The 10516-nt window shown below is 66.9% G+C and carries 11 protein-coding genes; 6 read left to right on the plus strand and 5 right to left on the minus strand.

Going from position 1 to position 10516, the window contains the following annotated elements; translation table 11 throughout:
* Positions 1–2 precede the first annotated feature (2 nt).
* Positions 3–908: a LysR family transcriptional regulator gene (locus tag ASD87_RS06305; protein WP_056318551.1), complete on the minus strand. Its 906-nt coding sequence runs from the start codon at positions 906–908 to the stop codon at positions 3–5.
* A 166-nt stretch (positions 909–1074) separates the two neighbouring features.
* Here ASD87_RS06305 and argC point away from each other — a divergent pair, with 166 nt between their 5' ends.
* Positions 1075–2007, plus strand: coding sequence for an N-acetyl-gamma-glutamyl-phosphate reductase (gene argC / locus ASD87_RS06310; RefSeq protein WP_056318552.1), 933 nt, complete (start codon positions 1075–1077; stop codon positions 2005–2007).
* A 49-nt stretch (positions 2008–2056) separates the two neighbouring features.
* Here argC and ASD87_RS06315 read toward each other — a convergent pair whose 3' ends face one another.
* The 3 genes from ASD87_RS06315 to ASD87_RS06325 all read right to left on the minus strand — a co-directional run bounded on the left by ASD87_RS06315 (position 2057) and on the right by ASD87_RS06325 (position 5206).
* Positions 2057–3046, minus strand: coding sequence for a tripartite tricarboxylate transporter substrate binding protein (locus tag ASD87_RS06315; RefSeq protein WP_056318555.1), 990 nt, complete (start codon positions 3044–3046; stop codon positions 2057–2059).
* 78 nt (positions 3047–3124) lie between these two features.
* A complete protein-coding gene (locus ASD87_RS06320; RefSeq protein WP_056318558.1) occupies positions 3125–4177 on the minus strand; it encodes a hydroxyacid dehydrogenase in 1053 nt (350 codons plus the stop codon).
* Positions 4178–4306: 129 nt separating this feature from the next.
* The gene (locus ASD87_RS06325; RefSeq protein WP_056318559.1) at positions 4307–5206 is read right to left on the minus strand and encodes a LysR family transcriptional regulator; all 900 of its coding nucleotides are present in this window, start codon (positions 5204–5206) and stop codon (positions 4307–4309) included.
* A gap of 164 nt (positions 5207–5370) precedes the next feature.
* Here ASD87_RS06325 and ASD87_RS06330 point away from each other — a divergent pair, with 164 nt between their 5' ends.
* Positions 5371–6552 carry an alpha-hydroxy acid oxidase gene (locus ASD87_RS06330; RefSeq protein ID WP_056318560.1) on the plus strand — a complete coding sequence of 394 codons (1182 nt, stop codon included), beginning with the start codon at positions 5371–5373 and terminating at the stop codon, positions 6550–6552.
* On the opposite strand, the gene ASD87_RS06335 is transcribed toward ASD87_RS06330, so the two are convergent.
* On the minus strand, positions 6526–7362 hold the full coding sequence (locus ASD87_RS06335) for a TlpA disulfide reductase family protein (protein ID WP_056318562.1): 837 nt from the start codon (positions 7360–7362) through the stop codon (positions 6526–6528). The genes ASD87_RS06330 and ASD87_RS06335 overlap by 27 nt on opposite strands.
* A gap of 179 nt (positions 7363–7541) precedes the next feature.
* Here ASD87_RS06335 and ASD87_RS06340 point away from each other — a divergent pair, with 179 nt between their 5' ends.
* The 4 genes from ASD87_RS06340 to ASD87_RS06355 all read left to right on the plus strand — a co-directional run.
* Entirely contained in the window at positions 7542–8333 is a 792-nt protein-coding gene (locus ASD87_RS06340) for an amino acid ABC transporter substrate-binding protein (protein ID WP_056318565.1), read from the plus strand.
* Positions 8334–8464: 131 nt separating this feature from the next.
* Complete coding sequence (locus tag ASD87_RS06345; RefSeq protein WP_056318568.1) at positions 8465–9118, plus strand: amino acid ABC transporter permease; 654 nt, start codon at positions 8465–8467, stop codon at positions 9116–9118.
* A gap of 31 nt (positions 9119–9149) precedes the next feature.
* Positions 9150–9902, plus strand: a complete 753-nt coding sequence (locus ASD87_RS06350; protein WP_056318838.1) for an amino acid ABC transporter ATP-binding protein — start codon at positions 9150–9152, stop codon at positions 9900–9902.
* A gap of 375 nt (positions 9903–10277) precedes the next feature.
* A partial coding sequence (locus ASD87_RS06355) for a hypothetical protein (RefSeq protein ID WP_156403383.1) occupies positions 10278–10516 on the plus strand: 239 nt, incomplete at its 3' end.

Genomic DNA, 10516 nt, shown 5'->3' on the forward strand with positions numbered 1-10516 from the left:
GATTACGCCGCCGCGGCCTTGCCGCCCGATGCGCGCAATTCCCACAACACGTCCAGCACGTGCTGCGTGGCCGCTTCCACTTGCCCGGCGCGATGCGCGATGCCCAGCGGCCGCCACAAGGCGGGCCGCACGGGCCGCATGATGACGCGCGGATCGGGTTGCGGCGCGGTCGCCTCATGCGGTAACAAGGTCGCGCCATAACCGGCAGCCACCAGGCTCTTGATGGCGTCGTTGTAGTTCAACTGGATGCGCGCGCGCGGGTTCAGGCCGGCGGCCATGAACCATTCGCCCGTCAGCCGCGACAGGCGCGTGCTGGCGTCGTTCAGGATCAGCGGCCGCTCGGCCAGCCACGTGGGCGTGAGGCGCGCGGGCGCTTTCCAGGACGCGGGCAGAAAGGCCATCACCGGATCGCGGCGCCACGGTCGCAGCACGAGTCCCGTCATGGGCGGTTGTGGCAGCGCGACAAGTCCCACGTCCAGTGTCCCTTCGGCCAGCCTCAGCAGCGTTTCCTGCGAAGTCAGCACCGCCACCTGCACGTCGATGCCGGGATGATCGCGGCCCAGCGTTTCCAGCGCTTGCGGCAGCAGATGCGCGATGGCCCCGGTCGAGGCCCCGAGCCTCACGCGGCCGGCCAGCCCTTGCACCTGCCGCTGCACGTCGTCCAGCGCCTGTTCCGCCTCGGCGAGCAGGCGGCGCGCCCGTTCCAGCAACGTTTCGCCGATGGGCGTGGGCCTGACCTGACCGCGTTTTCGCGTCAGCAGTGGCGCGCCGACACGGGCTTCCAGGTCTGACACGTGCAGACTCACGGTGGGCGGCGCCAGATGCAGCGCACGCGCGGCGTCGGCAAACGACCCGAGGTCGGCGATGGCCACGAGGGTGCGCAGACGGTCCAGGCTGATTTCGCGCATGAGGGATTCCGGGATGGGTTTCGGTGGTGGCGGCGCCGTGCCTACATCGTTCAGGGAACCTGAATCAAACGATCATGATATTCGACTTTTCTTATCTGGCAGCGGGATCGAAGATGACGTTCATTCCTGAAGAGATCAGGCAACGCCGAACCATCCGGACCGCATCATGACCCAACCTCTAGTTTTCATCGACGGCGACCAGGGCACGACAGGCCTGCAGATCCACGAGCGGCTGCACGGCCGCACCGACCTGCGGCTGCTGACGCTGCCCGAGACCGACCGCAAGAACCCGCAGCGCCGCGCCGAGGCGATCAACGCCAGCGACATCGCGATTCTCTGCCTGCCCGACGAACCAGCGCGGCAGGCCGCCGCCTCCGTCGTCAATCCCAAGGTCCGCATCATCGATGCCAGTTCCGCGCACCGCACGGACGCGGGTTGGGTCTATGGTTTTCCGGAAATGCGCGCGGGCCAGGCCGAGCGGATTGCGCACGCGCTGCGGGTCAGCAACCCGGGCTGCTATCCCACCGGCGCCATCGCGCTGTTGGGGCCGCTGGTGCAGGCCGGGCTGGTGCCCGCCGACTATCCGGCGGTCATCAACGCCGTGTCAGGCTACTCGGGAGGCGGGCGCGCCAGCGTCGATGCCTACGAAGGCGCCGACGGTGCGCGCGGGCCCGCGTTCCAGGTCTACGGCCTGGGTCTGGCTCACAAGCACACGCCCGAGATCGAGCGGCATGCGGGCCTCACGCAGCGTCCGGTGTTCGTGCCGTCTTACGGCGCTTTCCGCCAGGGCATCGTCCTGACCGTGCCGCTGCACCTGCGCCTGCTGCCCGCAGGCGTGGACGCCGCGGCGCTGCACGATTGTCTGCAACAGCACTACGCGGGCGCCGCCCACGTTCAAGTCGTGCCGCGCGACGAGGCGGCCACGCACGCGAACCTGGATCCCCAGGCGCTGAACGGCACGAACGACCTGCGGCTGGGCGTGTATGGCAATGCCGCGCACGGCCAGGTGCTGCTGACCGCCGTGTTCGACAACCTTGGCAAGGGCGCATCGGGCGCGGCAGTGCAGAATCTGGATCTGATGCTGGCCGCGATGCGGTGATGGGGCTTGTGCAAGCCGGGCAAGGCCACGCGGCCTTTGCCCGGCCGGTTTACCTGTCGAGCCAGGGCGCTTCCTTCCAGAGCTGGCGGAATTGCGCTTCGCCAGCCGACAGTTCCTTGGCGTATTCCGCGGGCGGCAGGTAGCGCAGCGGCGCAAACATCTCCCGGGCCTTGGCCTGGAATTGCGGGTCTTGCACCGTGTGCTGGACGGCCGAAACCAGCTTCGTGCGGACCTCGTCCGGCAAGCCCTTGGGCGCGGCCAGGCCGCGCAGCGAAGCCAGTTCGAAGTCGAACCCCTGTTCCTTGAAGGTGGGCACGTCGGGCAGCGCGGCAGACCGGGTATTGCCCATCTGTCCTAAAAAGCGCAGCGGCGTGCCGCCTTTCCGGTACTGAAGCGCTTCCCCCACGTTGATGGCGCCGATCGTGATTTCGCCGCTTGCCAATGCGCCGCGCACCTCGCCGGCGCCCTTGTACGGGATGTGGCTCAGTTTGGCGCCTGACGTGCGTTCGAAGCGGAGCATGGCCAGGTGGTCGTCCGAGCCGGTGCCCGTGGTGCCGACGGTGACCTTGCCGGGGTTCTGCTTTGCATAGGCAGCCAATTCCGCCAGATTCTTGATCGGGTTGTCGTTCAGCACCGAGAACGCGCCCGGGTCATCGATCAGGTTGCCGAGCAGATCGTAGCTTTGCCAGGTGAAGTCCGTCTTGCGCTCGATGGGAATCGTCAGCAGATTCGGTGTGTTGATGAAGCCGATGGTGTAGCCGTCCGGCTGAGCGCGCGCCAGTTCCGCAAAGCCGATGGCGCCGCCCGCGCCCGGCCGGTTCAGCACCACGATGCGCGCGTCGCCGCCCAGGTACTTTTGCAGGAAGGGCGCCATCATCCGGGCGACCAGGTCGGTGCCGCCGCCCGGTCCGTAAGACACGATCAGGTTGATCGGCCGTTCGGGATAGCCGGCCGCCTGCGCGGCGCCGGAAAACAGGGCGGCGCCTGCAAGCAGGGTAGCCAGGGTGCGCAGCGTGCGGCGCTTGGTCTGTTGTTGCATGGTTGTCTCCTTTGGATGTTTTGGCGGTCACGGCCTGTCGCGCGCCTTGCGGCGCGGGCAGGCTCGAATGCCGCGTTGTTATGTCAGGTGGGCAATGCGCTCGGCGGCCCGGGGCCAGACCTCCGGGTTGACGAGTTGCGGCGGCCGCTCGCCGCTCAGCATGGCGGCAAGCTGCGTTGCCGAGGATCGGGCGACGCTGCGGCGCGCTTCGTGCGTGACGCCCGCGGTGTGGAAGGTGGCCACGACGTTGTCCAATGCCAGCAGCGGGGCCGAACGGTCGGGCGGTTCCTGCTCCCACACGTCCAGCCCGGCGCCTCGCAGGTGTCCGCCCCGCAACGCGTCATGCAGCGCGCTTTCGTCATGGATGCCGCCGCGGGCCGTCGAGATGAACACCGCGCCGGGTTTCATCGCCGCAAAGGCGCGCGCACCGAACAGGCCGCGCGTGGAGGCGTCCAGCGGGCAATGCAGCGAGACGATGTCGGACTGCGACAGCAGTTCGTCCAGCCCAACCGGTTCAGCGCCGCGGGCGCGGATGGTCGCGGCATCCAGCAGCGGGTCGTGGGCGATGACGCGCAGGCCAAAGCCTCGGGCAATGCGGGCCACGCAGGTGCCGATCTTGCCAATGCCCACCAGGCCGATGACCGCGCCGTGGATCTCGTGGCCCATCAGGTCTTCGCGCGAAAAGCCGGTGTCATGGCGCAGGCGGTTATGGGATTCGACGATCCGGCGTTGCACGGCCAGCAGCAGCGCGTAGGTGTGTTCGGCAACGGACTCGGCGTTGCCGCCGGCCTGGTTCACGACAGCGATGCCGGCCGCCGTGCAGGCTGGTACATCGATGGTGTCGTAGCCCGCGCCGCCCGACGACACGCACACGAGGTCCGGGCACTGCGCGATCAACGATTCGCCGACAAACCACTGGCGCGGCAACTCGTCCTTGGCCGCGGACACATGGTAGGCATGAGCGGATTTCAATCCGGCAAGCGTGCGGGCGTCGTCGCCCTTCGCGGGAAGCACCGACAGCGCAATGCCGGGCGCGGCGCCGACGATTTCGTCAAATACGGGGTTCAGCCACAGGTCCAGGCGGACAAGCCGGGCGGGGCGGTCGTGCGGGGTGAATCCGGAATCCGGCATGGGGCCTTATCTCCAAGTCAGTCCGACTGGACTCTACGCCCGCCAAAAGGGGAGATAAAGCGAATAATTTTCTGCTCAATAGAACGCTTTTGTGAAACGGTCGAGACCTTCGCGCAGGGACAGTTGCCCTCACACCATCCCCGAGGGCGCATGAAAATCCAGGCAGGCCTCGGCGTGCGCGCGCAGCGTTTCCAACATGGGCCGCGTGTCGTCCCGGCGCCATTGGAAGGTGTAGGTAAGCGGGCGCAGGGGCGCGAATCCGGGCAGGGGGTGCAAGTCGCCCCGGTCGATCAGGATGCGTGCCCAGGCCGATGGCAGGAAGCCCAGCCCCAGGCCCTGGCGGAGCATGGCCGCGATGCCGCCCCAACCGTTGCAGCACTGGTTGCGGCCCGGCGACACGCGTTGCTCGGTCAGCCAATCGTCCAGGATGCGGATGGCGCCCGAGCTTTGCGGCAGGGTGATGAGCGTCAGGCCGGGCAGGTCGGCGGGGGTGAGCGTCTGGGGATTGGGGACGGCGCCGGCCGCGGCCACCCATTCGAAGTGGGCGCTGCCGATGACGCGCGACGCGATCGACGGCCGGGAAGAGGGGCCCGCAATGACGGCAAAGTCGAGTTCGCCTTCTTCCAGGCCGCGCTCGACCAGTTCGCCAACGCCCACGAAGGGCTCGACCAGCAGATCGGGGTGGTCGAGTTGAATCACTTCAATCAGGCGGGCCATCCAGGTCAGTGAGGTCAGCTCGCCCGCGCCAAACCGGCAGCGGCCCGAATAGCTGAGGTTGTTGCTGGCCTGCTGCATGAACTGGTCGGCGTTGCGCAGCAGATCCTTGGCGTGCGGCACCAGCTGTTCGCCCAGCGCGGTCAACGTGGCGCTGCGGGCGCTGCGGCTGAAGAGTTCGGCCCCGATGGACGATTCCAGTTCGCCAATCCGCTTGGACAACGACGAAACCGAAATATTCAGCCGGTTCGCGGCAATGGCGAAGTTCTTGCAGGTGGCGGCCCAGTAGAAGGCCTCGAGTTGCTTGAGCGTCATGAGAGGATGCAATCCGGCGGAGCAGGCTGGTGAGGGTGAATAAAAGTGTAGGGAACAAGATCGATAAAGTCACTTTATTCAAACTGCCGTCGCGCCTATAGTCCCCGCCAATATCGACAACGACAGGACGGCCGCTCGCCGCGCGAGCGCCCCGAGGAGCCCACATGCCCGATCCGCTGCGCCGCATGCTCAGTCTGCACGACTTCGAAGCCGCCGCCAGAAAGCGGCTGCCCAAGCCCATCTATGCGTACGTGTCAGGCGCGGTCGAGGACGGCCATTCGGAACGCGGCAACCGCGACGCGTTCGCCGAATATGGTTTTCTGCCCAAGGTGCTGGTGGACGTGTCCGCGCGAAGCACCCGGTGCACCGTGCTTGGCAGGGAGTTCGCCGCGCCTGTGGGTGTGGCGCCCATGGGCATTTCGGCGATATCCGGTTACCGCGGCGATATCGTGATGGCCAAGGCGGCCGCGGACGCCGGCGTGCCCTGCATCATGAGCGGTTCGTCGCTGATCCGGCTGGAAACCGTGATGGAGCAGGCGCCGGGCACCTGGTTTCAGGCCTATCTGCCCGGCGACGACGCACAGATCGCCGCGCTCATCGATCGCGTGGCGGCGGCCGGCGTCGGCACGCTCGTCCTGACGGTCGACACGCCGGTGGTCGCGAATCGCGAGAACAACGTGCGCGCCGGGTTTTCGACGCCGCTGCGGCCAAGCCTGGGCCTGGCGTGGCAGGGGCTGACGCATCCCCGGTGGCTGTTTGGCACGTTCCTGCGCACGTTGTTGCGTCACGGCATGCCGCACTTCGAGAACAACTATGCGACCCGGGGCGCGCCCATCCTGTCGGCCAGCGTGCTGCGCGACTTCTCCGACCGCGGCCACCTGAACTGGGAGCACGTAGCCGCCATCCGCCGGCGCTGGCGGGGGCAGATGGTGCTCAAGGGCGTTTTGCATCCCGACGACGCGCGGACGGCGCTTGCGCTGGGCATGGACGGCATCATCGTGTCCAACCACGGTGGCCGGCAGCTGGACGGCAGCGTGCCGCCGCTGCACGCCTTGCCCGCCATCGTGGACGCGGTGGGCGGCCGGATGGAGGTGATGCTGGACAGCGGCGTGCGCCGCGGAACGGACGTGATCAAGGCGTTGGCGCTGGGCGCGCGCTGCGTGTTCGTGGGGCGCCCGTTCAACTATGCGGCGACGGTCGCGGGGCAGCGCGGCGTGGCGCACGCAATTGCGCTGATCGCCGAGGAGGTCAAGCGCGACATGGGCCTGCTGGGCGTCGTGGATGTCGGTGAATTGAACGCCGAAATCCTGCAACGCGCTTCACGGCTCGCTGGACGCGGCGCGTAAGGCATCCAGACGCTGGGCCAGCGTGGCGGCCGACAATTCGCCTACGCGCAGGTCCACCATCCGTCCACTGGCATCCAGGAATAGCGTTGCCGGCAGGCCGCGGTTGCTGAGCTGGCGGGACGCGTCGCTGGCCGGGTCCATCAGCACGTTTTGCAGCGCCGGCGCATGCTGGCGCAGGTATTGCGTGATCTCGGGCGGGGCTTCGCCCTGGTTCAGGAACACGAAGTGCACGTCCGGGTGAGCGGCCTGCGCCGCTTCAAAGGCGGGCATCTCGCGCCGGCACGGCGGGCACCAGCTTGCCCACAGATTGACGACAGTGGGCTTGCCCTGATAGGCGGATAGCGCCACGGGGACGGCGTTCAGGTCCTGCAGGCGAAGCTGCGCGAGCGCCGGCGGCGGTTGATCCGGCGGCGCCAGCAGGCGGCCCCCAGCAAGCCAGGTGGCCGTGGCCAACGCAAGGGCGCCGATGACGGCCGGCCTTGGCACGCCGCGGCGCAGCATGGCCGCCACGGCATAGATCCAGGCGGCCGCCAGACCCCACGTGCCGGCCCAGCCGCCGTCGCGCACGTCCAGCACGGCCAAGGGGTTCTGTAGGAACGGATCCCGGTACTGCCAGACAAAGCCCAGCCGCGCGGCCAGCAGACCCACGATCAGAGCGCCCCACAGCACGCCGGAGACGTCGGCGCGGCGGCCATCCCGGCCGGTGCGGTTCAGCAGGTGCGCCGCGAGCAGTCCAACAAGCGCGGCGGCGGCCAGCACGGCGAGTTCGGCGGGGAAAACAAGCGGGCCAAGACGGATGGCGGGCGGCATGCAGGTTCCTGATGGGAGAAGGCCGCCAGCCTAGCACGGCGCGGCCAGCCGGCAGGCTGGCGCGATCCGGCTCCGAATCGCGCCGGCACATCCTGGCGGGGACGCTAAAATAGCGCCTCGCGGCTCAAAGCCAGCCAATCCGGCATTCTTCAATCCTGCGCCTGGCGCACCCCACAACGATGAAAAAACTGACTGCTGTACTTCTTGTGTCCGCAACCTCGCTGCTCACGGCCTGCGGTCCTGGCGACAACGCGCCCGCCGCGAGCGCCCAGGCGCCGGCCGCGCCCAAGAAGGTTGTCGTGGGTCTGGATGACAATTTCCCGCCCATGGGATTTCGCGACGCGAGCAACCAGATCGTCGGTTTTGACATCGACATGGCCAAGGAAGCCAGCAAGCGCCTGGGCATCGAAGTGGAGTTCAAGCCCATCGACTGGAGCGCCAAGGAAGCCGAGCTGAACGGCAAGCGCGTCGACGTGCTGTGGAACGGCCTGACCATCACGGAAGAGCGCAAGAAGAACATCAGCTTCACCGCGCCCTACATGGCCAACCACCAGATCATCATCGTGGGCAACACGTCGCCCGTGAAGGTCAAGAACGACCTGGCCGGCAAGGTAGTTGGCGCGCAGGACGGCAGCAGCGCCACCGACGCCATCGCCAAGGATCCGGTAGCCGCCCAGATCAAGGAAGTGAAGAAGTTCGGCGACAACGTCACCGCGCTGATGGACCTGGCCGCGGGCCGTCTGGACGCCATCGTCGTCGACGAAGTCGTGGGCCGCTACCTCATCAGCAAGCGCGCGGGCGAATACCGTGTGCTGGAAGAGAACTTCGGCACGGAAGACTACGGCGTCGGCGTGCGCAAGGACGACACCGAACTCCTGGCCAAGCTCGACAAGACGCTGGACTCGATGAAGCAGGACGGCACCGCCGGCCGCATCGCCACGCAGTGGTTCGGCGCCAACATCATCAAGTAAACGAGAAAAGCGCCCGCGGCCCAACCGGCCGCGGCGCCTTTGCCGTTGCAGTTCGCAGCCCGCCGCGGCGCCGCAAGGCCAGGCGGGCTCGCCCATGATTCTCTCTTGCCCGCGCGGCGCGAACCCACTGCATGGACTACGTACTTTCCCTTCTGGGGCCCATGGCGCAAGGCGCGAAAGTGACCTTGACGCTGTTTTTCATCACGCTGGCGCTCGCCGTGCCGCTGGGCCTGGTGCTGGCCTTGGCGCGCATCTCGAAGTGGCCGCTGCTGAGCCGCGCCGTCAATGGCTATATCTGGCTGATGCGCGGCACGCCGCTGATGCTCCAGATGCTGTTCATCTACTTCGCGCTGCCGTTCGTGCCGGTGATCGGCATCCGGCTGCCCGACTTTCCGGCGGCCGTCGTGGCGTTTGCCCTGAACTACGCCGCATATTTCGCCGAGATCTTCCGCGCCGGCATACAGTCGGTGGACCGTGGCCAGTACGAAGGCAGCAAGGTGCTGGGCATGACCTACCTGCAGACGCTGCGCCGCATCGTCCTGCCGCAGATGGTGCAGCGCGTGTTGCCCCCCATGAGCAACGAGACCATCACGCTGGTCAAGGACACCTCGCTCATCTACGTGCTGGCCCTCAATGACATCCTGCGCACCGCGCGCGGCATCGTGCAGCGCGACTTCACGACCACGCCGTTCCTGGTCGCCGCGGCTTTCTACCTGTTGATGACGCTGCTCCTGACGTGGTTCTTCCAGCACATGGAAAAGCGCTATGCCAAATATGACCAGTAATTCCCCGGCCGGGCTGAACACGCGCCCGGTCATGATCGAAGCCCGCCACATCGTCAAATCCTTCGGCGCGAACCGGGTGCTGGACGACGTCTCGTTGACCCTGGAGCAGGGCGAGGTGGTCGCGGTGATCGGCCCGTCGGGCTCGGGCAAGAGCACGTTCCTGCGCTGCCTGAATCACCTTGAGACCATCGACGAAGGCAGCATCGTGGTGGAAGGCGAAACCATGGCGGCCGCCGTCACCGGCGCGCGCAGCCAATACGCCAGCGACGCCGACGTGCGCCGCATCTGCCGCAAGATGGGCATGGTGTTCCAGTCGTTCAACCTGTTTCCGCACATGACGGTGCTGCAGAACATCATCGAGGCGCCCATCACCGTAAAGGGTATGACCCGCGCCCAGATCGTGCCCAAGGCAGAAGAACTGCTGCGCAAGGTCGGCCTTCTGAATAAGCGCGACAACTATCCCACGCGCCTGTCCGGCGGCCAGAAGCAGCGCGTCGCCATTGCCCGCGCGCTGGCCATGGAGCCCGACATCATGCTGTTCGACGAGCCCACCTCGGCGCTGGACCCGGAACTGACCGGCGAAGTGCTGCGCACCATGAAGCAGTTGGCGGACGAACGCATGACCATGCTGGTCGTGACCCACGAAATGGGCTTCGCGCGCGAAGTGGCGCATCGCGTCATCTTCATGGACGACGGCCGCATCGTCGAGGAAGCGCCGTCCGCCGCGTTCTTTGCCGCGCCCCGGCATGCGCGCAGCCGGGAGTTCCTGGCGCATATGCTCTGAGTAAGCGGCCTGGGTGGGGCGTTGCGCCAGAGAACCCGAGCGTATCCTCCGTGTGCCATGCCCAAGGTTGGGACGACGGGCATATTTAAGAAGCTTTTGATGTACACGTTTCAGATGCGCGAGCACGATCACGGCGATCGTCCTCGGGTGCATCAGGTGGGAAGCTAGGGCGCTTCCGGTCAAGGTACGCGGCGGACGCCCACCCCATAGCGGCCGCCTCAGCAATAACGTCTTTCGAGCCGGGCCGCAGCCACCGGAGCGCCGCGTGCCCGCCCAATCTCGTCCGATTTTTCTGTTTATCGTTGGCGCCAATGATGGGGAAGCCAGCGCACTTCAGCACGACATTTCACCATCACGGCGTTCTGGACCGCGGTCATGAACCAGGTGTCATTGGAAGAGCTGCTATCGCAGGCAGTCGATGTCGCGCGCAGTACTCGACGGGACGAGGCGCCCAGCCCGTGCGTCGACTGCAAGTCCGAAGTTGCCATTCTTCCGCTGCGCTATGCCGTGGTGACCAGCGAAGATCCGGAAGCGCTTGCCGCGCTGGCGCCGGATCTGCCTCGCAATCTCGGCCTGGGGTTGCCCGCGTTGCAAGCCAAAGGCGTCCGCTACGC

Origin of the sequence: Achromobacter sp. Root170 (genome assembly GCF_001428165.1) — a bacterium.
In the GTDB taxonomy this organism is placed as follows: Bacteria; Pseudomonadota; Gammaproteobacteria; order Burkholderiales; family Burkholderiaceae_B; genus Achromobacter; species Achromobacter mucicolens.